At 65.2% G+C, this 22,642-nt stretch carries 20 protein-coding genes and 1 pseudogene; 11 read left to right on the top strand and 10 right to left on the bottom strand.

Going from position 1 to position 22,642, the window contains the following annotated elements; all coding sequences use genetic code 11:
• Positions 1-177: 177 nt before the first annotated feature.
• Positions 178-2,736 (bottom strand): TRAP transporter permease, encoded by a 2,559-nt coding sequence (locus BLS61_RS22650; protein WP_090435104.1) that lies wholly within the window; start codon positions 2,734-2,736, stop codon positions 178-180.
• Between the two features lie 148 nt (positions 2,737-2,884).
• A complete protein-coding gene (locus tag BLS61_RS22645) occupies positions 2,885-3,856 on the bottom strand; it encodes a TAXI family TRAP transporter solute-binding subunit (protein WP_090435101.1) in 972 nt (323 codons plus the stop codon).
• 223 nt (positions 3,857-4,079) lie between these two features.
• On the opposite strand from BLS61_RS22645, the gene BLS61_RS22640 reads away from it, so the two are divergent.
• From BLS61_RS22640 to BLS61_RS22620, 5 genes and pseudogenes are all read left to right on the top strand, one after another.
• The gene (locus BLS61_RS22640; protein ID WP_090435098.1) at positions 4,080-4,397 is read left to right on the top strand and encodes a hypothetical protein; all 318 of its coding nucleotides are present in this window, start codon (positions 4,080-4,082) and stop codon (positions 4,395-4,397) included.
• Positions 4,398-4,541: 144 nt separating this feature from the next.
• On the top strand, positions 4,542-6,782 hold the full coding sequence (locus BLS61_RS22635; protein ID WP_090435095.1) for a putative bifunctional diguanylate cyclase/phosphodiesterase: 2,241 nt from the start codon (positions 4,542-4,544) through the stop codon (positions 6,780-6,782).
• Positions 6,779-8,376 (top strand): annotated as a pseudogene (locus BLS61_RS22630) (methyl-accepting chemotaxis protein). The gene BLS61_RS22635 and the pseudogene BLS61_RS22630 overlap by 4 nt, the downstream one beginning before the upstream one ends.
• Before the next feature lie 114 nt (positions 8,377-8,490).
• On the top strand, positions 8,491-9,492 hold the full coding sequence (locus BLS61_RS22625; RefSeq protein ID WP_090435092.1) for an LLM class flavin-dependent oxidoreductase: 1,002 nt from the start codon (positions 8,491-8,493) through the stop codon (positions 9,490-9,492).
• An 83-nt stretch (positions 9,493-9,575) separates the two neighbouring features.
• Positions 9,576-10,001 carry an OsmC family protein gene (locus BLS61_RS22620; protein WP_090435089.1) on the top strand — a complete coding sequence of 142 codons (426 nt, stop codon included), beginning with the start codon at positions 9,576-9,578 and terminating at the stop codon, positions 9,999-10,001.
• 49 nt (positions 10,002-10,050) lie between these two features.
• Here BLS61_RS22620 and BLS61_RS22615 read toward each other — a convergent pair whose 3' ends face one another.
• Positions 10,051-10,473 (bottom strand): PA0061/PA0062 family lipoprotein, encoded by a 423-nt coding sequence (locus BLS61_RS22615; protein ID WP_090435086.1) that lies wholly within the window; start codon positions 10,471-10,473, stop codon positions 10,051-10,053.
• Positions 10,474-10,576: 103 nt separating this feature from the next.
• Here BLS61_RS22615 and BLS61_RS22610 point away from each other — a divergent pair, with 103 nt between their 5' ends.
• Positions 10,577-11,638 (top strand): aminopeptidase, encoded by a 1,062-nt coding sequence (locus BLS61_RS22610; RefSeq protein ID WP_090435083.1) that lies wholly within the window; start codon positions 10,577-10,579, stop codon positions 11,636-11,638.
• A 64-nt stretch (positions 11,639-11,702) separates the two neighbouring features.
• Complete coding sequence (locus BLS61_RS22605) at positions 11,703-11,933, top strand: DUF1161 domain-containing protein (protein WP_090435081.1); 231 nt, start codon at positions 11,703-11,705, stop codon at positions 11,931-11,933.
• A 74-nt stretch (positions 11,934-12,007) separates the two neighbouring features.
• Here BLS61_RS22605 and BLS61_RS22600 read toward each other — a convergent pair whose 3' ends face one another.
• From BLS61_RS22600 to BLS61_RS22585, 4 genes are all read right to left on the bottom strand, one after another.
• Positions 12,008-12,655 carry an HAD family hydrolase gene (locus BLS61_RS22600; RefSeq protein ID WP_090435080.1) on the bottom strand — a complete coding sequence of 216 codons (648 nt, stop codon included), beginning with the start codon at positions 12,653-12,655 and terminating at the stop codon, positions 12,008-12,010.
• A gap of 60 nt (positions 12,656-12,715) precedes the next feature.
• Positions 12,716-13,687 (bottom strand): hypothetical protein, encoded by a 972-nt coding sequence (locus tag BLS61_RS22595; protein ID WP_090435077.1) that lies wholly within the window; start codon positions 13,685-13,687, stop codon positions 12,716-12,718.
• Between the two features lie 494 nt (positions 13,688-14,181).
• Positions 14,182-15,447 carry a type II toxin-antitoxin system HipA family toxin gene (locus BLS61_RS22590; RefSeq protein ID WP_090435074.1) on the bottom strand — a complete coding sequence of 422 codons (1,266 nt, stop codon included), beginning with the start codon at positions 15,445-15,447 and terminating at the stop codon, positions 14,182-14,184.
• The gene (locus tag BLS61_RS22585) at positions 15,447-15,788 is read right to left on the bottom strand and encodes a helix-turn-helix transcriptional regulator (protein ID WP_090435071.1); all 342 of its coding nucleotides are present in this window, start codon (positions 15,786-15,788) and stop codon (positions 15,447-15,449) included. Before BLS61_RS22585 ends, BLS61_RS22590 begins: the two co-directional genes overlap by 1 nt.
• A gap of 276 nt (positions 15,789-16,064) precedes the next feature.
• Between BLS61_RS22585 and BLS61_RS22580 the strand changes: the two genes are divergently transcribed.
• A complete protein-coding gene (locus BLS61_RS22580; RefSeq protein WP_244157998.1) occupies positions 16,065-16,613 on the top strand; it encodes a type I-F CRISPR-associated protein Csy1 in 549 nt (182 codons plus the stop codon).
• Positions 16,614-16,803: 190 nt separating this feature from the next.
• Here BLS61_RS22580 and BLS61_RS22575 read toward each other — a convergent pair whose 3' ends face one another.
• On the bottom strand, positions 16,804-17,295 hold the full coding sequence (locus BLS61_RS22575) for a GNAT family N-acetyltransferase (RefSeq protein ID WP_208598836.1): 492 nt from the start codon (positions 17,293-17,295) through the stop codon (positions 16,804-16,806).
• Entirely contained in the window at positions 17,292-17,834 is a 543-nt protein-coding gene (locus BLS61_RS22570; protein WP_090435068.1) for a gamma carbonic anhydrase family protein, read from the bottom strand. Before BLS61_RS22570 ends, BLS61_RS22575 begins: the two co-directional genes overlap by 4 nt.
• A 136-nt stretch (positions 17,835-17,970) precedes the next feature.
• Here BLS61_RS22570 and prlC point away from each other — a divergent pair, with 136 nt between their 5' ends.
• Complete coding sequence (gene prlC / locus BLS61_RS22565) at positions 17,971-20,019, top strand: oligopeptidase A (protein ID WP_090435065.1); 2,049 nt, start codon at positions 17,971-17,973, stop codon at positions 20,017-20,019.
• Positions 20,016-20,303, top strand: coding sequence for a YheV family putative zinc ribbon protein (locus BLS61_RS22560; RefSeq protein ID WP_003241128.1), 288 nt, complete (start codon positions 20,016-20,018; stop codon positions 20,301-20,303). Before prlC ends, BLS61_RS22560 begins: the two co-directional genes overlap by 4 nt.
• A 459-nt stretch (positions 20,304-20,762) precedes the next feature.
• Here the strand turns inward: BLS61_RS22560 and BLS61_RS22555 are convergent, their stop codons facing one another.
• Positions 20,763-21,554, bottom strand: coding sequence for an AraC family transcriptional regulator (locus BLS61_RS22555; protein ID WP_090435063.1), 792 nt, complete (start codon positions 21,552-21,554; stop codon positions 20,763-20,765).
• Between the two features lie 81 nt (positions 21,555-21,635).
• Between BLS61_RS22555 and BLS61_RS22550 the strand changes: the two genes are divergently transcribed.
• Complete coding sequence (locus BLS61_RS22550) at positions 21,636-22,631, top strand: bile acid:sodium symporter family protein (RefSeq protein WP_090435060.1); 996 nt, start codon at positions 21,636-21,638, stop codon at positions 22,629-22,631.
• Positions 22,632-22,642 lie beyond the last annotated feature (11 nt).

Raw genomic sequence — 22,642 nt, 5'->3', positions numbered from 1 at the left:
TGCCTGTCAGATAGGCTTCGCAACTCCCCTCTTGCGCAGGAGCCCCGCCCCGGGGCGAAGCTCTTGAATCTGCGTCGCCCGGATTCGCGGCGGGGCGCCGCTCCTACACAAATGGGGGCATGGTCAATAAACGAACAAGGCAGCCGAAGCTGCCTTGTTGGGGTGCCAAGCATGGCGTTACGCGGTCTGCGCCACCTGACGACGGCGCTGCAGCAGCACGATCAGGCCGAACAGCAGGAAGCCCGGAATCCACATCAGCTCCTTCATCCAGCGGTCGGTCGGTGCCCGCACGCTGAGGATCTGCTGGTCGAACTCCAGGCCGGCATCGGCGGCCATGCTGCCGAAGGTGACGCTGTCCACCAGCATCTTGTCGCCTTCCTCGTAGAGATTCAGGCCGAGCTTCTCCAGGCGCTCCTGGCCCGAAGCGCCGTCGGGCACCGGCAGCAGCACGGTGAACTCGCGCGGATCACCCACGGCGTTTTCCCCGAGCACGCGCAGACGCAGCGAGCTGCCGTCCTCCACGCCATCGAGGGCCTGCGCCAGCTCCGCCGGCGGCACCTCCTGGTAGGGATCGTGCAGCATGTCCATCCAGAAGCCCGGGCGGAACAGGGTGAAGGCCACCAGCAACAACAGCGCGCTTTCGTACAAGCGGCTGCGCACCAGGAAGAAACCCTGGGTACCGGCGGCGAAGATCAGCATGGCGATGGTCGCCACGATGAAGATGATCACGCCGTGCCAGAAGTCCACGTCGATCAGCAACAGGTCGGTGTTGAAGATGAACAGGAACGGCAGCGCGGCGGTGCGCAGGCTGTAGAAGAACGCCACCAGGCCGGTCTTGATCGGGTCGCCCTTGGACACCGCCGCCGCCGCGAACGAGGCCAGCCCCACCGGCGGCGTCACGTCGGCCATGATGCCGAAGTAGAAGACGAACAGGTGCACCGCGATCAGCGGCACGATCAGACCATTCTGCTGCCCCAGCGCCACCACCACCGGCGCCAGTAGGCTGGACACCACGATGTAGTTGGCGGTGGTCGGCAGGCCCATGCCGAGGATCAGGCTGAACACCGCCACCAGCACCAACATCAGCAGCAGGTTGCCCATTGACAGCAGCTCGACCAGGTCGGCCAGCACCAGGCCGACACCGGTTTGCGAAACCGCGCCGACGATGACGCCGGCCGCCGCGGTGGCGATGCCAATGCCGATCATGTTGCGCGCACCGGCGATCAGGCCTTCACGCAGGTCGACCACACCATCGATGAAGGTGCCATGCTCATGGCTGCCATCACGACGCATCCAGCTCAGCAGCGGGCGCTGGGTCAGCAGGATGACGATCAGCATCACGCTGCCCCAGAAGGCCGACAGGCCGGGCGACAGGCGCTCGACCATCAGGCACCACACCAGCACCACCACCGGCAGCAGGAAATGCAGGCCCGACAGCAGTACCGCGCGGGTCTGCGGCAGCTCTTCCAGCGGCGCGTTGGGGTCTTCCGGCGGCAGTACCGGTACGCTGGCCGCGACTTTCAGCAGCGCCAGGTACACCAGTGCGAGCAGCACGCCGATCACCGGCAGGGCGTACTCACCGAGCACCGGCTTGAGCCAGCCGAGGCCATAGTAGACCGCCAGCGACAGACCGCTGATCAGCGCCGCACCGAAGGCGAAGCCGGTCAGACGGCGCAGCCAGGGCTTGGGCTGATGGCCGCCGATGGGCTGCAGGCCGAGCTTGAGCGATTCCAGATGGACGATGTAGAGCAGCGCGATGTAGGAAATCGCGGCCGGCAGGAAGGCATGCTTGATGATCTCGACATAGGACATGCCGATGTACTCGACCATCAGGAACGCCGCAGCGCCCATCACCGGCGGCATGATCTGACCGTTGACCGAAGAGGCCACCTCGACCGCGCCAGCCTTCTCCGAGGAGAAGCCGGTGCGCTTCATCATCGGAATGGTGAAGGTACCGGTGGTCACCACGTTGGCGATCGACGAGCCGGAGATCATCCCGGTCAGGCCGGAAGCCAGCACCGCTGCCTTGGCCGGGCCACCACGGAAGTGGCCGAGCAGGCTGAACGCCAGCTGGATGAAGTAATGCCCGGCGCCGGCACGTTCGAGCAATGCGCCGAACAGAACGAAGAGGAACACGAAGCTGGTGGACACGCCCAGGGCGATCCCGAACACGCCTTCGGTAGTGATCCACTGGTGGTTGGCCAGCGCATTGAAGCTGACCCCGCGGTGCGCCAGCAGGCCGGGCATGTAGGGGCCTGCCAGGCTGTAGATGAGAAAGACCAGGGCGATGATCGCCAGGGGTGGGCCGAGCGCTCGGCGCGTGGCCTCCAGCAGCAGGGGAATGCCGATGCAGGCGGTCACCAGGTCGCCCGTGGTCAGGCTGCCCGGGCGCAGGGCCAGCTGCTGGTAGAAGATGAACAGATAGGCGGCGCTGGCAGCGGCGACCAGGCCCAGGGCGATATCCAGCAGGGGTACGCGATCACGCGGCGAACGCTTGAACGCCGGGTAGGCGAGAAAGGCCAGCAGCAAGGCGAACGCCAGGTGAATGGCACGGGTCTGGGTATCGTTGAGCACGCCAAAGCCGAAGATGAACGGCAACGGCGAGGCGATCCACAGCTGGAACAGCGACCAGAGCAGGGCCAGGCCGGCGATCACCTGGGCCATCAGGCCGACCGGCGTACGCGCGCCGACATCCTGGGCGATCAGTTCCTCGGTGGAAAGTTGCTTGTCATGCATGGGGCGAACCTGCATTCGAGTAATCGGAGAACGGCAAAACCCGCAGGCCTGAACCTGCGGGTCTGTTTGACACTAGAAACGAATCGGGTGTTGCGCCTGGCGGCGCGTCCCGTATGGCCCCGGCGAGCCGGCCGCCGGGGCGCAGGGCTTACAGCCAGCCGCGTTCCTTGTAGTAACGCTCGGCACCCTCGTGCAGCGGGGCAGTCAGGCCGACCTTGATCATGTCCTCTTCCTTCAGGTCAGCGAAGGCCGGGTGCAGACGCTTGAAGCGATCGATGTTGTCGAACACCGACTTGACCAGCTGGTAGACCACTTCCGGGTCGGCCTTGGCGCTGGTGGACAGCACGGCCTTGCCGCCGATGGACGGGGTCGGCTGATCGTTGCCCTTGTACAGGCCACCGGGGATGTCGGCCTTGGTGTAGTAGCTCTTCTCGGCCAGCAGCTTGTCGATCTCGGCGCCGGTCACCGGAACCAGCACGGCGTCGGTGGTGGTGGTGGCTTCCTGGATCGCGCCGTTGGGATGACCGACGAAGTAGGTCATGGCGTCGATGTTGTTGTCACCCAGGGCGCTGGCCTGTTCGGCCGGCTTCAGCTCGGCAGCCAGGGCGAAGGCGGAACGATCCCAGCCCTTGACGGCCATGATCTCTTCCAGGGTGTCACGCTGACCGGAACCCGGGTTGCCGACGTTGACGCGCTTGCCCTTGAGATCGTCGAAGCTCTTGATGTTGGCGCTACGACGGGCAAGCACGGTGAACACTTCGCTCTGCAGCGAGAACACCGCACGGATGTCGTTCATCGCACCTTCGGCTTCGAACGGCGCAGCGCCGTTGAGGGCCTTGAACTGGTGGTCGGACTGCATGATGCCGAAGTTGAACTCGCCACTGCGAATGCCGTTGACGTTGGCCACGCCACCGCCGCTGGCCGGTGCGTTGCACTTGATGCCGTGTTCGGCCGAGCCACGGTTGAGGAAGCGGCAGATGGATTGACCGGCCACGTAGTAAACGCCTGTCTGGCCACCGGTGCCGATGGTGACGAATTTTTCTTCAGCCTGTGCCATGCCACTCAGGGCAGTGCCCGCGAGCGCGGCGGACAGGACCCATGCCAAGGATTTGCCTTTCATGGGAAATCTCCTTTTTTCTGTTGTTTTTGAGCGAGCGCGCCTTGTGAGCGACGTCCGGGTGGGAAGTCTAACCGCTTGCGCCGAATATGCACGCACTGATGACCAGGCGGTCGTAACGCCTTGTGTGAAGATCCGCGCTGGTGATCCGAACTGATCCTGATCAATAAATCACCAGCCGCGCCCCTCTAGTATTGCTAGCCAATTGCCATACAGCGCGACCGTCATGCCCCGCACTCACCTGTTGCTCAGCCTGCCGGACACGGCCTCCAGCCGGCAGATCGCTCATTTGCTGCGCCGCCAGGCGCCTCACTGCGAGATCATCGATGGCCTCGACAGCTGCCAGCAGCGGCCGCTGTGTCGCTGGCTGCAACGCCTGCCGGCGGGCAGCCTCGGCGAGGTGCAAAGCAGCCTCGACGATGCCATCGAGGTGCTCGAAGGCACCCGGCACGCCTTCAAGTCGGTGCAGCTGGCCGAGCTGCGCAAGCGCCTGAGCCGACTGCGTGAGGAGTTGTCCGCCCTTGGGCAATGCGGTAAAAGCTAAGCGCAGTAGGTTCCGCCCCGCGCGGAGACCGGCTTTGCCGGGCAGGACACAGGGCCTGCAAGACAGAGCGCCGCTGGCCGCTTTCCTTCGAGGAGGGCGGCCAGCGGCGCTTTTTTTTGCGCCGAAGAAAAGCATGAGGCTGAGATGGGCAACGAACAAGAATTCCAAGACCTGCTCCAACACATCGCTCCAGACCTGGACGAACTGCGCCAGCGTCTGCGTTTTCTCGACTGGAGCCAGGCCGACAACGAGCGCCTGGCACGCTGCGCGCAGCGGGTCGAACGTGCCAACCAGAACTTCGTCGAGACTCTCTACCAGGAACTCGCCGACTATCCGGCGCCGGCCGCCATCCTCGGCGACAGGGCCGTGATCGAGCGCCTCAAGCAGCGCCAGGCCGACTACTACCGCGGCCTCTGGCAAAGCCCGCTGGATGAGGCCTACGTGCTGGAGCGCCTGCGCATCGGCTGGGTTCACCAGCGCGTGGGGGTCGACCTGAAGTGGTACCTGGGCGCCTACCGCCTGTACCTGGATCGCCTGCTCGGCGAACTGCTCGGCTGCTCGGTGGCCAGCGACTGCTTCGCCAGCCTGATCAAGAAGGTGTTCTTCGACATAGGCCTGGCCCTGGACAGCTACGGCGCCGCTCAGCGCAAGGCGCTGCAGGACAGCGAGGCGCGCTATGCCCGCGCCATGCGCGGCGCCAACGACGGGCTGTGGGAATGGCAGCTGGAGCAGGATCAGCTGTACCTCTCCGAGCGCTGGATTCGCATGCTCGACCTCGACCGCGACAGCCTCTCGCCCACCAGCCAGAGCTGGTTCGGCCGCGTACACAGTGACGACCTGCCCGGTCTGCGCCAGGCCATCGACAACCACCTGCGCGGCCTGTCGCCCTTTCTCCATCACGAATACCGCATCCGCCGCCGCGACGGCAGCTACCTCTGGGTGCTGGTACGCGGCGTTGCCGATACCTGCAGCAGCGGTCTGCGGCGCATCGCCGGCTCGCAGAGCGACATCAGCCAGCGCCGCGCTGCCGAGGAGCAGCTGCACCATGCCGCGCGCCACGACCCGCTCACCGGCCTGGCCAACCGCGCCCGCCTCAGCGAGCAGCTGCAGCAGGCCGTGCAGCGCCGCCAGCGCCCGGGCGCCCGCGAGGCCGCCCTGCTGTTCATCGACCTCGATCGCTTCAAGCTGATCAACGACAGCCTCGGCCACCAGACCGGCGACCGCGTGCTGGTGGAGGTGGCCGAACGCCTGCGCCACTGCCTGCGTCCCGGGGATCACCTGGCACGCTTCGGTGGTGACGAGTTCGTCGCCCTGCTCGACGACCTGGCCTGCATGGGCGACGCCGAGCGGGTCGCCCAGCGCATGCTCGACAGCCTGCACCTGCCACTGCGGCTGCCGGAACAGACGCTGTCGGTCAGCGCCAGCATCGGCATCGCCGGCCTGCAGGAAAGCGGCCAGCCACTGGACCCCTTGCAGGCGGCCGATCTGGCGCTATACCGCGCCAAGAGCGCGGGCAAGGCCCAGTTCGCCCGCTACAGCGACGAACTGCAGCAGCAGGCGCAGCGCCAGCTGGAACTGCAAAGCGCCCTCGCCCAGGCCAGTGCGCGCGGCGAGCTGCGCCTGGTGTACCAGCCGATCTGCCAGCTGGACGGCAACCAGCCCCAGTTGATCGGCGTGGAGGCCCTGCTGCGCTGGCAACACCAGGGACGCGATATTTCGCCGCTGGAGTTCATCCCCTGCCTGGAGGAATCCGGCGAGATCCTCGCGGTCGGCGACTGGGTGCTGCAGCAGGCCTGCAGCCAGGTGCGCAGCTGGCAGCTGAATGGACAGCCGCAGCTGCGCTGCTCGGTCAACCTGTCCAGCCGCCAGTTGCAGCAGAGCGACTTCGCCGCACGCGTCGCCGATATCCTTCGGCACAGCGGCTTGCCGCCCTCGAGCCTGGTGCTGGAAATCACCGAAAGCCAGCTGATGGCGGACAGCGCCCAGAACCTGGCCTGCCTGCGCGAACTGGCCAGCCTCGGCATTCAGCTGGCGCTGGATGACTTCGGTACCGGCTACTCCTCGCTCGGCTACCTCAAGCGCTTCCCGCTGCACATCATCAAGGTGGACAAGAGCTTCATCGCCGGCGCACCGCAGGATGGCGAGTCGCTGGCCATCAGCCGGGCGATCATCGGCCTCGGCCACAGCCTGGGCCTGGCAGTGGTGGCCGAAGGCGTGGAGAAGCAGGCGCAGCTCGATTTTCTCGGTGGCGAAGGCTGTCACTATGCCCAGGGTTACTGGTTCAGCCGGCCACGCGCGCCGCACGAGTTGCAGCGCCTGCTCAACGGCGAGGACTGCTTCGATGGGCTCTGGTGCCCGCTGCCGGCCGAGGGCGTGCAGGCATGAAGCGCAATCTGCCGGTGAGCGGCCGCCAGATTCCGGTACCGCCGCAGACCAACATCCTCTCCACCACCGAACTCAAGGGCGCGCTGACCTACGTCAACCCGGATTTCGTCGCCCTCAGCGGCTTCACCGAAGACGAACTGATCGGTCACAACCACAACATCGTGCGCCACCCGGACATGCCGCCCGCCGCCTTCGCCCACCTGTGGCAGACGCTCAAGGCCGGGTGCTCGTGGATGGGCCTGGTGAAGAATCGCTGCAAGAATGGCGACCACTACTGGGTCAGCGCCTACGTCACGCCGATGCGCCGCGACGGCCAGGTAGTCGAGTACCAGTCCGTGCGCACCGCCGCCAGCGCAGCGCAGATCGCGGCGGCCGAAGCGCTGTATGCCGAGCTGCGTGCAGGCCGCAGGCCAAGGGCCTTGCGCCGCCCGTTGCTGGAGCCGGGCCGGCGCCTCGCCCTGCTCGGCCTGCTGCTGCCGCCGAGCGGCGCGCTGCTCACCAGCCTGGCGCTGAACCTGCCGCTACTGCCGCAGCTGGCGCCTGCTGCGCTGCTGGGTCTGTTGCTGGCAGGGATCATCGAGCATGGCCTGCGGCCGCTGCAAAGCCTGGCCGAGCAGGCACGCCAGCACGCCGACAACCCGTTGAGCCAGTACCTCTACAGCAGCCGACGTGACGCTTTCGGTGCCATCGCCTTCGCCCTGCAGAGCCTGCAGGCCGAAGCCGGTGCCGTGGTCGGACGCATCGCCGACTCGGCGCGGCAGCTCAGCGGCGAAGCCGGGCAACTGGCCGGCGCGGTGGAGCATCACAACAACGCCACCCTGCAGCAGCGCCAGGAAACCGAACAGGTCGCCAGCGCCATGGGGCAGATGGCGGTGAGCGTTCAGGAAGTGGCGCGCAACGCCCAGCTCAGCGCCAGCGCGGCCAGCGCCGCGGATCAGGAAACCGGCGACGGCCGCCAGCTGGTGGAAGACACCCGCAGGCAGATCGCCAGCCTCGCCGAAGCGTTGCAGGCCAGCCATGCCCAGGTGTGCCAGCTGGCCGACAGCAGCCGCAAGATCGGCACGGTGCTCACGGTGATCGGTGACATCGCCGAGCGCACCAACCTGCTCGCGCTCAATGCCGCCATCGAAGCGGCACGCGCCGGCGATGCCGGTCGCGGCTTCGCCGTGGTCGCCGACGAAGTGCGGGCGCTGGCACGGCGCACCCAGGCGGCCACCGCCGAGATCGAGGCCATCATCGGCGGCCTGCAGGGCACCATCGACGGCAGCGTCGCCGCGATGACCGACAGCCAGCAACACGCCCAGGCCATCGCCGCCCAGGCGCAACAGGGGCCGCCGAGGCACTCGGCGGGATCACCGAGCGGGTCAGCCGGATCAGCGACATGAACCTGCAGATCGCCAGTGCCGTGGAGCAGCAGAGCGCGGTCGGCGACGACATCCAGCGCAACCTGCAGGGCATCCGCCAGGCCTGCGAGAGTAACGCCGAAGCCAGCGCCCGCAGCCACGGCAGCGCCGAGCAGCTCGCCGATCTCGCCGCACGCCTGCAGCTGCTCGCCGAGCAGTTCTGGAGCCAGCGCCAGGGCCGGCCGGGATGAGCCGCGCACGCCTCGGCGCATCATCCGCGTCGATGATGACTATGCCCGCGCGCGGCGTGCGTAGCCTGGAGGCGAGGGGTTAGAGTAGTCGGCCATGCAACGAGGAGACACCCCATGAGCCGACTGGCCTCCATCAAGCTCTCCACCCTCGACCTGGCGCCTATCCGCGATGACGGTGACGCCGCCCAGGCACTGCACAATTCGCTGGCACTGGCTCGGCATGCCGAAAGCCTCGGCTTCGAGCGCTTCTGGGTCGCCGAACACCACAACATGGACGGTATCGCCAGCTCCGCCACGTCCGTCCTGCTCGGCTACCTGGCCGCTGGCACTTCGAGAATCCGCCTCGGCGCCGGCGGGGTGATGCTGCCCAACCATGCGCCGCTGGTGATCGCCGAACAGTTCGGCACCCTGGCCACGCTCTACCCCGGGCGGATCGAACTGGGCCTGGGCCGTGCGCCCGGTGCCGACCAATACACCGCCCATGCCCTGCGCCGCAGCCGCGATGGCAGCGCCGACGACTTTCCCAATGATGTCGAGGAGCTGCAGGCCTACCTCGGCCCGCGCCAGGAAGGCCAGCGGGTGATCGCCATGCCCGGCGCCGGCACCAACGTGCCGATCTGGCTGCTCGGCTCCAGCCTGTTCAGCGCCCGGCTGGCCGGTATCAAGGGCCTGCCCTACGCCTTCGCCTCGCACTTCGCACCGCGCTACCTGCACGAGGCGATCCGCATCTACCGCAACCATTTCCGCCCCTCGGAGGTGCTGGACAAGCCCTACGTGATGCTCGGCGTGCCGCTGCTGGCTGCCGACAGCGACGAGCAGGCGCAGCACCTGGCGACCTCGGCCTACCAGCGCATTCTCGCGCTGATCCGCGGCCAGAGCCTGGTGCAGCGCAAGCCGGTAGCGAGCATGGACGGCTTGTGGCTGCCGCACGAACGCCAGGCCGTCGGCGAGTTCCTCGGCCTGGCCGCCATCGGCGGGCCGCAGACCGTACGCCAGCGCCTGGAACAATTGCTCGAACAAACCGAGGCGGACGAGCTGATCTTCACCTGCGACCTGTACGACTTCGCCGACCGCCTGCACGCCTTCGACATTCTGGCCGAGCTGCAACGCGGCTAAGTGCGAACTTGTAGGCGCGACAACCCTCTGAAACAGAACAGGCCGCCAGACCGGCGGCTTCGTTCATTCACTGGGAGACGCATATGAAGAAGACAGCTTCGGCCCACTGGCAGGGCGGCATCAAGGACGGCAAGGGCACCATCTCCACCCAGAGCGGCGCGCTCAAGGATTCCCCTTACGGCTTCAACACCCGTTTCGAGGACAAGCCCGGCACCAACCCCGAGGAGCTGATCGGCGCCGCCCACGCCGGCTGTTTTTCCATGGCCCTGTCCAAGGAGCTGGGCGAAGCCGGCATGACCGCCGAGAGCATCGACACTACGGCGCAGGTGACGCTGGAAAAGGTCGAGGGTGGTTTCGAAATCAGCGCAGTGCACCTGACGCTGCGCGCGAGGATTCCGGGCGCCGAGCGCACGGCCTTCGAGAAGGCCGTGGAAGCGGCCAAGACCGGCTGCCCGGTGTCCAAGGTGCTCAACGCCACCATCACCCTGGAAGGCATACTCGAAGCCTGAGCCCAGGCCTGCACCGCACCCGAGGCCTGCTCGGGTGCACCGCGCGCCTTCAGATCGCCGAGCCGCAGCGCAGCACCTCGCCACGCGCCAGCACGTTGCGCTGCTCGTCATAGAGCCAGGCCTGCGCCTTCATCAGTTGCTGACGCGCCTCGAGGCGATAACGCCGACCCGCGGCGAAGTCGTCGTAACGCAGGCGAATCTCGCAGGTCAGGCGCAGCGGCTCGCTCTGCATGCCCAGGCCCCCGCCACCGCGCACCTCGAACTGAAAGCGCGTTTCCAGCTCATGCTGGCCAGGCGTCACCTGAAAGTAGCGGCCATCCGGCCAGCGCTTGCCGTCCAGGCGATCGGCCATCAGCAGGGTATCGGCAGTGGAATACAGCTCCACCCAGGCCTGCTGCGGGTCAGGCTCGGGCAGGGGCGAGGCGCAGGCCCCGAGCAGCATCAGGGCGGGAACGAGAAGCAGGGCGCGCATGGCGACCTCCGATAGGGGTTCGCTACCAGCCTACACCGGAAGGCGGGCAAAACCGAGGCGAAAGGGGCTGGAGACAAACCACTCGATCGGCTAGCGTGACGGCATGCCCAACACCTGCCCTATCGACCTGTTGCGCCGCTTCGCGGTTCCCCTGCTCGCCCTGCTCCTGGGCGGCTGCTCGACCATCGACTACTACGCGCACCTCGGCCAGGGCCAGTGGCAGCTGCTGCATGCGCGCCAGCCCGTCGAGCGCCTGCTCGCCGACCCTGCCACCGATGCCGATCTGGCCCGCCGCCTGCGCCTCTCGCAACAGGCCAGGGACTTCGCCAGTACGCAGCTGCAGCTGCCGGAAAACCGCAGCTACCGGCTATACGCCGACCTGGGGCGTCCCTTCGTGGTATGGAACCTGTTCGCCACGCCGGAGTTCTCCCTCGAGCCCGAGCTGCACTGCTTCCCCATCGCCGGCTGCGTCGCCTACCGCGGCTACTACCAGCAGGGCCGCGCCCGCGGTGCCGCCGCGCTGCTGCAACAACAGGGTCTGGACACCTATATCGGCGGCGTAGAGGCCTATTCGACGCTGGGCTGGTTCGACGATCCGCTGCTCAACACCATGCTGCGCTGGAGTGACGAACGCTTCGTCGCGGTGATCTTTCACGAGCTGGCGCACCAGCAGTACTACCTGCCGGGCGATACCGCCTTCAACGAATCCTTCGCCACCTTCGTCGAGCGCGAAGGCCTGCGCCAGTGGCATGCCGCACGCGGGGAAACCCCACCGGCCGGCGATGACCGACAGCGCCAGCAGTTCATCGAACTGGTGCTGGCCAGCCGCGAACGCCTGCAGCAGCTCTATGCCAGCGACCTGCCGGAGCAAGCCATGCGCGCCGCCAAGCAGGCCGAATTCGAGCGCCTGCGCCGCGACTACCGCGCCCTGCGCCAGCGTGAATGGGCAGGCCAGGGTCGCTACGACGCCTGGATCGAAAGCCCGCTGAACAACGCCAAGCTGCTGCCCTTCGGTCTCTATGACCAGTGGGTGCCGGCTTTCGCGGCGCTGTTCGAGCAGCAGGGACGGGATTGGCATGCATTCTATGCGGCCGTGGCCGCGCTCGGTCGGCTGCCGGACGCAGATCGTCGGGCCAGATTGGCAAGCCTGCTGCAAAACGACTAGAACTGCTTGGCATATTGCCAGTCCAACCTATTCAGGTTTTCGCCCAACACCGGAGGTACAAGCGATGCAACGACTGATTCCCGCCCTGGCCCTGATGCTCCTCGCTGGTGGCGCGCTCGCCGCGCCGAAGCCCTGCGAAGAACTCAAGCAGGAGATCGAAGTGAAGATCCAGGCCAACAACGTGCCCAGCTACACCCTGGAAATCGTGCCCAACGCCGACGTTCAGGATCAGAGCATGGTCGTCGGCAGCTGCGACGGCGGCACCAAGAAGATCATTTATCAGCGTAACGGCTGATACTCCCCTGTAGGAGCGGGCTTGCCCGCGAAGCTTTCGCTTTCATTCGCGAGCAGAGCTCGCTCCTACAGTTCTCAGCAGCCGAACGCTCGGTGCATCTCATCCAGCGTCTCGAAATGAAAGGCCGGCGCCTCGCCGAGCAACTCCTCGCGACTACCGAAGCCATAGCCCACCGCCACAGCCTGCAAACCATTGCTGCGCGCGCCGATCAGGTCGTGCTTGCGGTCGCCGATCATCAGCGCTGAGCCGGGCGCTAGCTGTTCCGACTCCAGCAGATGTGCCAGCAGCTCGACCTTGTTGGTGCGCGTACCATCCAGCTCGCTGCCGTAGATGCGTTTGAAGTAGCGGTCGAAACCGAAGTGCCGGGCGATTTCCTCGGCGAACACCGTCGGCTTGCTGGTGGCGATATACAGCGTCCGCCCCTGCGCCACCAGCGCCTGGAGCAGCGCCTCGACACCGTCGAACACGCGATTCTCGTAGAGACCGGTGACCCGGAAACGCTCGCGGTAATGATTGACCGCCTGCCAGCCGGTGGCCTCGTCCAGCGCATAGGTGGCCATGAAGCACTGCAGCAAGGGCGGGCCGATGAAATGCTCCAGCGCGGTCAGGTCCGGCTCATCGATGCCCAACTTGGCCAGGGCGTACTGCACCGAACGGGTGATGCCCTCACGCGGATCGGTGAGGGTGCCGTCTAGGTCGAAGAGGAGGGTGGAGTGATGCATGTGCGAGCGCCTATTCGCAACTGGAGCGGTGGCGAAGGATACCCGTCTTTGCCCAGCCATTCACGCCTGCGCGGCTTGCGCGCGATAGCCCCAGCGCAGCCCGAGACGGGTGAATGGCCATAGCAGCGCCAGTTGCAGTACCCCGAGTGCCAGCAGCAGAAAGATCTCGCCGGCGCCGCCGAACAGCACCAGCGCCACCAGGGCAATCGCGCCGAGCAGCGCACTGCCTATCCACAGCGCGAGCGTGATCAGCACTGCCAGCGCCAGGCGACCGCCTCTGAAACCGCGCACCTGCTCCGGCAACGCCGAGCGCGCTGCGAAGAATGCCACCAGTGCGACGACCACTGTCTGCGCCAGATTGATCGCACCCTCCCAGCCCTCCAGCAAGTAGCCAGTGTTCATCCCACTTAACAAACGCGTGGCCAGACCCGCCAGTTGCAGATACGCCACCGCCAGGGCCAAGGCGAAACAGCAGGCCAGCCTGACCGCCGAAAGCTGTACAGCGCCGACGGCTGCCTCGACCTTGTCGCGCAACAGATGCAAAAGCAGCCAGAGCGGCAACAACACTTGCAGACAGAAGCCCAGCAAACCGAACGACCACATGCCCAGATTCACCAGCCAGTGTCGGAGACCATGAAAGCCCACCTGATCGTAAATCCACATATAGAGGAGACCGTTCACATGACCGATCGCCCAGCCCAGCAGCAGGTAGGTCAGGCCATAACAGGCCAGCAAGCCAGCCGGCAGACGATAGCCCTCCAGACCATGACGCTCCAGATAGGCCTGCTCCAGCCAATAGGCACCCAGCCCGGCCATCAACAGATGGGTGATCCAGTACACCGCCGCATAGCGCAACCAGGCACCGGAGTCGTTCAGGCCAACGTTGACCAACCCGCCGATCAGCGAAACCAGAACACCGATCAGGCCCGCCGCCAGAATCACGCCAGCCAGTTGCAAAGGCAGGGCAGGCGGTTGTCGCAAGGCGGCGCTAGGCACGGATTGTTCGGGGGCGAATGGGTTGGACTGGGTCATGGGAAATCCTTGTCGTGGGTGATGTCCAGAGAGATGCAGGAGGATAGCGGCCAGACCGTCCGGTAAAAAGCACGACAGGCCCTACATGCGATACGCCTATCGTCCTTACCCTTACCGGCCTCCCCTTTTCCGCCCGCCAATTTGCAAGCCTTGAAAATCAAGCACTTGGCGATAGGTCAGAGAAAAGGGTCTACAGCCGCGATACAAGCTTATCCGTTGAGAAGCAATGGATTGCCCGCTATGGTCTCTACTTCACTGCCGTGTAGGCAGCTCAGAAATTCACCGCAACGATACCCGGAAGAAGATGCTCTGGGCGTCGCTATGCTCGCCTCAGGCTACCGACGGCCGATGCACCAGCGGACACCGTCGGAGTCCCGTCTCGGGCCGAAGCGATTGCAGCCATTCAGCAGAAACGACGGTTTGCACGACATTCGCCGCGCGGCGCTGCTCCTGGTAGCAGCGTCGATGCTGGATAGCGCAATAGGGAAACGAACCTAAGTTTCGATCCGAAAGTCCGAATGCAGCGCCCGCCAGTGCTCACGCAATACGGCCTTGTGCGCTTCGTGCATGGGGCTGTCGCGCAGGGCTGCCGGCCATAGCGCGCGAGCCTTATCGAGGGCGGCCTTGAGGTTGTAGAGAATCGGCGATTCCGGCAGGTCCGCACGCTTGGCCCAGCGCCGGAAGTGCTCGAGCGATACCTCGTACCACTGCTTGGTCTGCGCCATGTTCAGCGCGTATTGCTGCTCGGCAGGGATATAGGCCTTGGTGAAGAGGATGTCGTAGGCCGGCGACAACACCGGGTTCACGCCATCGGGATAGAGAATGCTCCAGTTCTTCAGATGCGCGTCGCCGTTGCCCAGCAGGATGTTGACCAGCAAGCGCACAGCCATCTGCACCGCGTCGCGCTGGCCGCTGTAGGTGTTCTGATAGGTCAGCCGGGCGATCTGTTCGTAACTGGCCTTCTGGTACTTGTCCGCCGCATAGGCGAACAGCACCTGGGCGAAGTCCTCGGCATGCACGCGCTTGCCCTCGGCCCGGTCGAAACGACGGATGCCATAGGCATAGCCTTCATCCGGCAGCTTGATCTGCGGCAGACGCTCGAGCTTGTCGAGTTCTACCAGGCGGATTTCCGGTATCTCCACGCCGGCCAGCGCCGCAAGGTGCATGCAGGTGTATTCGTTGAGCGGCACATGATCATGCACCGTGGAGGGCGTCTTGATGATCCAGTCACCGGGCGCCGCCGCATCCCCCAATTGGTAACGGCCATCGCGCTGGTGCATGGAAAACTTCATCTGCACCCCCGCCAGGGAAAAATGCGCCACCCGGTCCACGGTATCCACCGCCACTCGGTCGAGCCGCCCACGGTCACCGAAGGCCGCATCCGGGATAGCCTCGGCAGCAACCGGCTCGGCGATTAGCGCACCGGGCAGGTCGCCACCCAGATGCACCAACAGCGGGAACTCGTTGTGCTCATGGACCTTCAAGCGCTGGACCAGCAGCTGGCGCAACGCGCCTTCGGGCAGCAGGTTACTCAGCAGCGGGTGCAACTGCATATTGGTCGCCACCGGGAAACTCTTGCCCGCACGGGCCGCGAAGGTGGCCGGGTTGGCCAGTGACAGGGTCAGCGCAGGGCGGTTGGCATCCTCAACAAACGACGGCGCCAGCGACAACACCGAGCGGTTATGTGCATAGCCGGCCACGTAACCCACCAACTGCCCATGCAACGTCAGCCTGAGTGCCGAAACCTGCTCGCCGGCCATCAGTCGTCACCCAGCTCTTGCCAGGGATCTTCGATGGTTTCCTTGACGCCAGCGCCAGGCGCAGACGATGGCGAGCGGTCCATGGCGTAGTTCTGTTGTGCCTTGGCGGGACCGGCCTCCAGCAGTTGCTCGACCTGACGTGCCAGCTCCTTGGGGATCAGCATCAGAGTGGCGTCCAGGCCTTCGGCGATCTTGTCCAGGGTGGCCAGGCTGGGGTTACCGTCTTTCTCGATCTTGCCGTACTGCTGGCGATTCAACCCCACCCGCAACGGCATATCCGTGCCTTTCAGGCCGAGTTGCAGGCGTCGGCGTTTGATCTGGGTCAGCACTGTGCTGCGCATGGGCCTCCTCACTCGCTCTATCCAGAGTGCAGCACATAAGACTCTATTGGATAAAAAGAGCCTTATGTACTGCAAAGAAATTTTATTCGAATCATATGTGCTTCATTATTGAATGAAGCTTTTAAGCTTCACAAGCATTTCTTTGCAGTATAGATGCTGCTTTTAAAAGTGAATGCAGCATAAATAGCTCAATGGTTCTGAGTCAGGTGGCAATTAAAAATACTGGCAAAACAATGCTACGTTTCGTATTGCCTCCCAGCATAAGGACACGCTGCTATGCACGACCCGTCCCCACACCGACAAAGCGAAATCCGCAATCTCATCCAAGGTTTTATCGCCGAACGCCTGGCCACCAAGCTCGAAGGTCTGGCCAATGATGACCCCAAGCGCGCCACCCTGCTCGAGCAATACCAGCCGGCAGCCTGGCTGGCAGATGCCGCCCGCCGCGCCGGGCAGATCCGGGCGGTGACCCATACGCTCAAGGCCATTCATCCGGATGCCAAGGGCACCAACCTCTACTGCCTGCCGAACAGCTTGCCGCAGCATGCGCTGGTCGGCAGCCATTGCCTGGGCGACGACTTTGCCGGCGATGTGGTGGGCAATGCCGCCGCGCTGGATGTCTACAAGCTGCTCAAGCTGGAGCACGACGGCCAGACACCGCTCGACCTGCTGCTGGCCGCAGATGCCGATGCCATTGCCGCACTGCATACAGATGACAAGCACCGGAGCCTTCCCCGTTGCTATGTGCGCGCGCGACAGCCTGGCCTTCCACACCCATACGGAAAGCCGTCGCACTGGTTGGCTTCGTCGTTCACTGCTACATAGGCAACACCTGGCGGGGTGTGCGCTTCGCTCCTAAGCCCGCCCTACTGTGTCCAGCGTCGATGTTCGGCGTCAGACCTGTAGCCTGGGTCGGAGCGAAACGATACCCACGTTGGGCTCCCCGGGCTTCGTGGTGCTCAAGCCAGGCTACTCATTTGCTCGGTTTACGCGCAGGTGCGGTCTGCGGCCCCAGTCAATCCACCAAACTGCGAAACATCACATAACAATCCACCAACCCATACCTGGCATGGCGGTAGGCCTTGGGCAGGGTGCCGACGATCTCGAAACCGTGCTTCTGCCACAACGCCACAGCCACCGTATTGGTCGCCACCACGCTGTTGAACTGCATCGCGCTGAAACCCAGCTCGCGCGCCACTTCCAGTGAATGGGCGCAGAGCCGGCTGGCGATGCCGCGACCGCGTGCAGCCGGAGCGGTCATATAGCCACAGTTGCACACATGGTCACCGGGACCTGCGGCATTGGCCTTGATGTAGTAGGTGCCGAGAATCTGCCCAGCCTCTGCGGCGACGAAGGTGGCGCGCGGCAGTTCGACCCAGAGCTTCCAGGCCGTGTCGCTATCCATGTCGGGGTCGAAGGCGTAGGTTTCCTGCGCCTGCACCACGTCACGGATGATCGGCCAGACCTGATCGAAATCGGCGGCGGTGATGGGGCGGATGTCGATCAACCGTCATACCCCTCGACCAGGTGCAGGTCCTTCAGCCGCACGTAGTTGGCCGCGCTGTAGGCGAAGTAGCTGCGCTCCTGCTCGGTCAGCGCGCGTGCCTGCTTCACCGGGCTGCCGACGTACAGGTAGCCGCTTTCCAGGCGCTTGCCCGGCGGCACCAGGGAGCCGGCGCCGATCACCACCTCGTCCTCGACCACCGCGCCATCCATGACGATGCTGCCCATGCCGACCAGGATGCGGTTGCCCAGGGTGCAGCCATGCAGGGTGACGTTGTGGCCGATGGTGACCTCGTCACCGATGATCAATGGATAGCCGGCCGGGTTGAACGGCCCGGCGTGGGTGATGTGCAGCACGCTGCCGTCCTGCACGCTGCTGCGCGCGCCGATGCGGATGCTGTGCATGTCGCCGCGCACCACCGCCATCGGCCACACGGAGCTGTCGACGCCGATTTCCACGTCGCCCAGCACCACCGCGCTGGCGTCGACAAAGACCCGTTCACCGAGCTGCGGGGTGTGTTGCTGGAAACTGCGAATCGCCACGATAGAAATCTCCAAGGCTGCGGGAAGGCTTGATACTAATTAAGATGAGCCCCATGTCGGTTGTCATCTCCCTGGGGATTATTCAGCAAGGCCCCGGGGTCACAATCCTATCTTCATTCGCCACAGGTGCCTCGTCGTGACCGCGAACAATCCCCTGCTGCAAGACTTCGACCTGCCGCCCTACTCGCAGATCAAACCGGAGCACGTCGAGCCCGCCGTCGACCAGATCCTGGCGGACAGCCGCGCCGCCATCGCCAAGCTGCTCGAGGCGCAGCAGGCCAACCCGAGCTGGGACGGTCTGGTGCTGGCGCTGGACGAACTGGGCGCACGCCTGGGCCGCGCCTGGAGCCCGGTGAGCCATCTCAACTCGGTGTGCAACAGCCCCGAGTTGCGCGCCGCCTACGAGGCCTGCCTGCCCAAGCTGTCCGAGTACTGGACCGAAATGGGCCAGAACAAGCCGCTGTTCCAGGCCTACGAGGCGCTGGCGCAAAGCCCGGCGGCCGCCGGTTTCGACGTGGCGCAGAAGACCATCCTCGAACACGCCCTGCGTGATTTTCGCCTGTCGGGCATCGACCTGCCGGCCGAGCAGCAGAAGCGCTACGGTGAAATCCAGATGCGTCTGTCCGAGCTGACCAGCAAATTCTCCAACCAGTTGCTCGACGCCACCCAGGCCTGGACCAAGCACATCACCGACGAAGCCGTGCTGAGCGGCCTGACCGATTCGGCCAAGGCGCAGATGAAGCAGGCCGCCGAGGCCAAGAGCCTGGATGGCTGGCTGATCACCCTGGAATTCCCCAGCTACTACGCGGTGATGACCTACGCCGACGACCGCGCCCTGCGCGAAGAGGTGTATGCCGCCTACTGCACCCGCGCCTCCGACCAGGGGCCGAACGCCGGGCAGAACGACAACGGCCCGCTGATGGCCGAGATTCTCGACCTGCGCCAGGAGCTGGCGCGCCTGCTCGGCTTCGCCAACTACAGCGAGCTGAGCCTGGCCAGCAAGATGGCCGAATCCACCGACCAGGTGCTGAGCTTCCTGCGCGACCTGGCGGTGCGCAGCAAACCTTTCGCCGAGCAGGACCTGGCCGAGCTGAAAGCCTTCGCCGCCGAGCAGGGCCTGAATGACCTGCAAAGCTGGGACGTCGGCTACTACAGCGAGAAGCTGCGCCAGCAGCGCTACAGCATCTCCCAGGAAGAGGTGCGCGCCTGGTTCCCGGTGGACAAGGTGCTCAGCGGCCTGTTCGCCATCGTGCAGAAGCTCTACGGCATCGAGATTCGCGAGCTGAAGGGCTTCGACACCTGGCATCCGGACGTGCGCCTGTTCGAGATCACCGAGAACGGCCAGCACGTCGGGCGCTTCTTCTTCGACCTCTACGCCCGCGCCAACAAGCGCGGCGGCGCCTGGATGGACGGCGCCCGCGACAAGCGCCGCGACGCCCAGGGCCAGCTGATCGCCCCGGTGGCCAACCTGGTGTGCAACTTCACCCCGCCGGTCGGCGGCAAGCCGGCGCTGCTGACCCACGACGAGGTCACCACCCTGTTCCACGAATTCGGCCATGGCCTGCATCACCTGCTGACCCGCATCGAGCACGCCGGCGCCTCGGGCATCAACGGCGTGGCCTGGGATGCGGTCGAGCTGCCCAGCCAGTTCATGGAGAACTGGTGCTGGGAGCCCGAAGGCCTGGCGCTGATCTCCGGCCACCATGAAACCGGCGAGGCGCTGCCGCAGGCCATGCTGGACAAGATGCTGGCGGCGAAGAACTTCCAGTCCGGGCTGATGATGGTGCGTCAGTTGGAGTTCTCGCTGTTCGACTTCGAGCTGCACGCCAGCCACGGCGACGGCCGCAGCGTGCTGGACGTGCTCGAAGGCGTGCGCAATGAGGTCTCGGTACTGCGCCCGCCGGCCTACAACCGTTTCGCCAACGGCTTCGCGCACATCTTCGCCGGCGGCTATGCGGCCGGTTACTACAGCTACAAGTGGGCCGAAGTGCTGAGCGCCGATGCCTTCTCCAAGTTCGAGGAAGAAGGCGTGTTCAACGCCGATACCGGCCGTGCCTTCCGCGAAGCGATCCTCGCCCGTGGCGGCTCGCAGGAACCCATGGTGCTGTTCGTCGACTTCCGCGGCCGTGAGCCGAGCATCGACGCCCTGCTGCGCCACCTCGGCCTGAGCCAGGAGGCCGCATGAGCGATGCGCCTGTGAACAGCACCCCGAAACGCTTTATCGCGGGAGCCGTGTGCCCGGCGTGCAGCGAGACCGACAGCATCAAGATGTGGAACGTCGACGGCGTGCCGCACCGCGAATGCGTCAAGTGCGGCTACGCCGACACCCTGGACGCGCGCGGTAACTCGGTGCCCAAGGAGCTGCCGACCCGGGTCAACGTCAGCGGCCTCAAGCCCAAGGCGGCCGATCCCAATGTGCAGGCGGTGCAGTTCTTCCCCAATCCCAAATTGAAGAAACCCAGCGAGTAACGATGTAGGGAAATGCTCGGTACGCTGCCCCGGATTGCATCCGGGCTACACAGCGGCCGCTCGGTAGTTCCATAGGGTGGGTTAGCGGCGCAGAACGCCGATTCCGCAAGCGCCGATAAAGGTGGCGCGCTCGGATGGCCGCCCCACGTAACCCACCAGGCGATGGATCGCGTTGCGCCGATGGTGGGTTACGCCGCAGCAGACACAGCGGTTTTTTCAACCCCCGGGACAAGCGGCTAACCCACCCTACTAATCGTGGTGATCGATACAGCGCGTAGCCCGGATGCAATCCGGGGATGGCATGCCGCATATTGCCTTGGCGGCATGCATATTCGTAGGGCGGTTAGTGGCGCCTAGCATCGATCTCGCAAGCACCAATAGAGGTCGCGCGTCGCGTAACCCACCAGACGATGGAACGCGTTGCGCCGATGATGCAGGCGAGTTGCACCTACCTCGACCTTACTCGCGAAAAAACTCTCCCGGTGTTGCGCCGAACTGGCGGCGAAATGCAGCGATAAAGGCCGAGAGCGAGTCGTAACCGCAGGCGAGCGCCACGTCGGTGACGCGCTCGCCCTGCTCAAGCGGGGTCAAGGCATCGAGCAGACGCTGACGCTGGCGCCAGGCGCGGAAGCTCAGGCCGGTTTCACGCAGGAACAGCCGACTCAGGGTCTTTTCCGAAACCCCCAGGCGCTCGCCCCATTCGCTCAGCCCCAGTTGACGCAGGCGCGCATCCTGCAGTCCCTGGCACACCTCGCGCAGCCGCGCGTCCTGTGGCAGCGGCAACATCAGCGCCACTGCCGGCGCGGCCTGCAGCTCATCCAGCAACACCGCGGCCAGCCGACCCGGCGCGCCCTGTTCGTCGTACTCGGCCGGCAGAGCGCTGAAGCGACGGATCAGTTCGCGCAGCAGCGGGCTGACTGCCAACACCCGACATTCGTGCGGGCCCCAGGGCACCGCGCCGCTGTCGATATACAGGCTGCGCATCTCGGTGCGCGGCGAACTGAACACGCGGTGCTCGACGCCAGCCGGCACCCACACCGCGCGCTGCGGCGGGGCGACGAAGCGCGCTCCGGCGGTCTGCACCTCGAGCACCCCGGCGATGGCATAGGACAGCTGTACCCAGGGATGCGTATGGCGGAAAGTCAGCGCCCGGTTGGTCAGCGACTCGACCCGCCCATAGAGCGGTCGGGGCAGGCTGGGCAGCTCGGGCAGGCTGCGATGGACGGTATCCGGATGTCTGTTTGGCGACACTTGCTGGCTCTTTGGCGTTAGCCGGAATTTTTCGACGACGATAGTCTGGCGTCCTCCTGTATCGCAAGCCCGAGATTCGCCATGTTCCTGCGCCGTCTGCTGCCTGATGCCTTCACCCTGACCCTGCTCGCCGTGGTGCTGATCGCCACCCTGTTGCCCGCCAGCGGCCAGGTCGCCGTGGTCTTCGAGTGGATCACCAACCTGGCCATCGCCCTGCTGTTCTTCCTGCATGGCGCCAAGCTGTCACGCCAGGCCATCCTCGCTGGTGCCGGGCACTGGCGCCTGCACCTGCTGGTGTTCACCTGCACTTTCGTGCTCTTCCCCCTGCTCGGCCTGCTGCTCAAACCGCTGATGGCACCACTGATCGGCAACGAGCTGTACCTGGGCATGCTTTATCTGTGCGCACTGCCGGCCACGGTGCAGTCGGCGATCGCCTTCACCTCGCTGGCACGCGGCAACATCCCGGCGGCGATCTGCAGCGCAGCAGCGTCCAGCCTGCTGGGCATATTCCTCACGCCCTTGCTGGTGGCGCTGCTGATGGGCGTGGAAGGCGACAGCGGCTCGACCCTCGATGCCATCGGCAAGATCAGCCTGCAATTGCTGCTGCCTTTCGTGCTCGGGCAGATCGCCCAGCGCTGGATCGGCGGCTGGGTGAATCGCAACAAGAGCTGGCTGAAGTACGTGGACCAGAGCTCGATCCTGCTGGTGGTCTACACCGCCTTCAGCGCCGCGGTGATCGGTGGCCTGTGGCAGGAAGTGCCGCTGGTCACCCTGCTCGCTCTGGTGCTCGCCTGCTGCGTGCTGCTGGCCCTGGCACTGCTGCTCACCCATCTGCAGGGCAAGTGGCTGGGCTTCAATCAGGAAGACCGCATCACCATCCTCTTCTGCGGCTCGAAGAAGAGCCTGGCCACCGGCGTGCCCATGGCCCAGGTGCTGTTCGCCGGCAGTACCATCGGCGTGCTGATCCTGCCGCTGATGCTGTTCCACCAGATCCAGCTGATGGTCTGCGCGGTACTGGCGCAGCGTTATGCGCGCCGCCCGGAAGCCGAGGTGATCGAGGCCAGGACGGCTTCCTGAACACCCCCGCG

Source organism: Ectopseudomonas guguanensis (assembly GCF_900104265.1).
Taxonomy (GTDB): Bacteria; Pseudomonadota; Gammaproteobacteria; order Pseudomonadales; family Pseudomonadaceae; genus Aquipseudomonas; species Aquipseudomonas guguanensis.
This window is presented reverse-complemented; position numbering and strand designations above follow the sequence as displayed.

Excerpts from the sequence above, each read along its gene's own strand:
- BLS61_RS22650 (WP_090435104.1), bottom strand. The coding sequence starts at position 2,736 with ATGCATGACAAGCAACTTTCCACCGAGGAACTGATCGCCCAGGATGTC.
- BLS61_RS22645 (WP_090435101.1), bottom strand. The coding sequence starts at position 3,856 with ATGAAAGGCAAATCCTTGGCATGGGTCCTGTCCGCCGCGCTCGCGGGC.
- BLS61_RS22640 (WP_090435098.1), top strand. The coding sequence starts at position 4,080 with ATGCCCCGCACTCACCTGTTGCTCAGCCTGCCGGACACGGCCTCCAGC.
- BLS61_RS22635 (WP_090435095.1), top strand. The coding sequence starts at position 4,542 with ATGGGCAACGAACAAGAATTCCAAGACCTGCTCCAACACATCGCTCCA.
- BLS61_RS22625 (WP_090435092.1), top strand. The coding sequence starts at position 8,491 with ATGAGCCGACTGGCCTCCATCAAGCTCTCCACCCTCGACCTGGCGCCT.
- BLS61_RS22620 (WP_090435089.1), top strand. The coding sequence starts at position 9,576 with ATGAAGAAGACAGCTTCGGCCCACTGGCAGGGCGGCATCAAGGACGGC.
- BLS61_RS22615 (WP_090435086.1), bottom strand. The coding sequence starts at position 10,473 with ATGCGCGCCCTGCTTCTCGTTCCCGCCCTGATGCTGCTCGGGGCCTGC.
- BLS61_RS22610 (WP_090435083.1), top strand. The coding sequence starts at position 10,577 with ATGCCCAACACCTGCCCTATCGACCTGTTGCGCCGCTTCGCGGTTCCC.
- BLS61_RS22605 (WP_090435081.1), top strand. The coding sequence starts at position 11,703 with ATGCAACGACTGATTCCCGCCCTGGCCCTGATGCTCCTCGCTGGTGGC.
- BLS61_RS22600 (WP_090435080.1), bottom strand. The coding sequence starts at position 12,655 with ATGCATCACTCCACCCTCCTCTTCGACCTAGACGGCACCCTCACCGAT.
- BLS61_RS22595 (WP_090435077.1), bottom strand. The coding sequence starts at position 13,687 with ATGACCCAGTCCAACCCATTCGCCCCCGAACAATCCGTGCCTAGCGCC.
- BLS61_RS22590 (WP_090435074.1), bottom strand. The coding sequence starts at position 15,447 with ATGGCCGGCGAGCAGGTTTCGGCACTCAGGCTGACGTTGCATGGGCAG.
- BLS61_RS22585 (WP_090435071.1), bottom strand. The coding sequence starts at position 15,788 with ATGCGCAGCACAGTGCTGACCCAGATCAAACGCCGACGCCTGCAACTC.
- BLS61_RS22580 (WP_244157998.1), top strand. The coding sequence starts at position 16,065 with ATGCACGACCCGTCCCCACACCGACAAAGCGAAATCCGCAATCTCATC.
- BLS61_RS22560 (WP_003241128.1), top strand. The coding sequence starts at position 20,016 with ATGAGCGATGCGCCTGTGAACAGCACCCCGAAACGCTTTATCGCGGGA.
- BLS61_RS22550 (WP_090435060.1), top strand. The coding sequence starts at position 21,636 with ATGTTCCTGCGCCGTCTGCTGCCTGATGCCTTCACCCTGACCCTGCTC.